This window comes from Ruegeria sp. CH11 (assembly GCF_056537105.1).
On sequence record NZ_JBQFQX010000055.1, the window covers coordinates 1 to 869 of the forward strand.

2 protein-coding genes are annotated in these 869 nt (G+C 56.0%); both read left to right on the forward strand.

Features of this window, described 5'->3' with window-relative positions:
- The first annotated feature begins 136 nt into the window (after positions 1-136).
- Positions 137-424 carry a transposase gene (locus ACR0LX_RS22965; RefSeq protein WP_171127984.1) on the forward strand — a complete coding sequence of 96 codons (288 nt, stop codon included), beginning with the start codon at positions 137-139 and terminating at the stop codon, positions 422-424.
- A gap of 98 nt (positions 425-522) precedes the next feature.
- On the forward strand, positions 523-869 hold a 347-nt coding region (locus ACR0LX_RS22970; RefSeq protein ID WP_480785636.1), incomplete at its 3' end, for an IS3 family transposase.

Sequence of the window (869 nt, forward strand, 5' to 3'; positions counted from 1 at the left end):
TGCTGCGTGATGTCCCAATGACAGCAATGCGCAGAAAGCAGACTTTGCAAAGTCCGGTTGACCACATTGTCCACCAAAGGCTGTCTTTGCCCCCTAAAATTGTGCCACTACTTTGGCCGAGAAGGGGGAACAAGGGATGGCTCGGAAGCGATACTCGGACGAAGACATTCTGAAGCTGCTGCGTGAGATTGAACTGAAGCTGGCAGATGGCGATGATGTTCGGACAGCCTGTCGTGGTGTCGGTGTCAGCGATGCGACCTACTACAATTGGCGGCGTCGGTTCGGTGGCATGGGCAAGTCGCAACTGTCGGAGTTGCGCAGCCTGGAGAAAGAAAATGCCCGGCTGAAGAAGATCGTGGCCGAACTGGAACTGGACAAGCTGATCCTCAAGGAAAGTCTGAACTACCTAAAACCGAGGGCCTGACGACGAGCCAACTTCGTCAGGCCGTCATTCATGCTCGCCAGAAGCTCGGCACATCAAAGCGTCGCACCTGCAAGGTGGTCGGCCTTGCACGCAGCTCCATGCAATACCAGGCCGTAGAGAAGAACGATGATGCTCTTCGACTGGCCATGATCCGTCTGGCCAAGAGCTATGGCCGGTATGGCTACCGTAAGGTGGCGCAGCTACTTCGGGTCGAGGGCTGGCGTGTCAATCACAAGAAGATAGAACGGCTGTGGCGGGAGGAAGGTCTGCAACTCCCGCAGCGGCACAAGAAGAAGCGTCGCCTGTACCACAAGGACAGCTCGATCATTCGACTCCGACCGACGCATCCTAACCATGTCTGGAGCGTCGATTTCGTTCACGACAAGCTGAGCAATGGGCGGAGCTACAAGATGCTCACGGTTTTGGATGAATACACCCGCCAGGC

Coding starts and splice junctions, on each gene's coding strand:
- ACR0LX_RS22965 (WP_171127984.1), top strand. CDS start 137: ATGGCTCGGAAGCGATACTCGGACGAAGACATTCTGAAGCTGCTGCGT.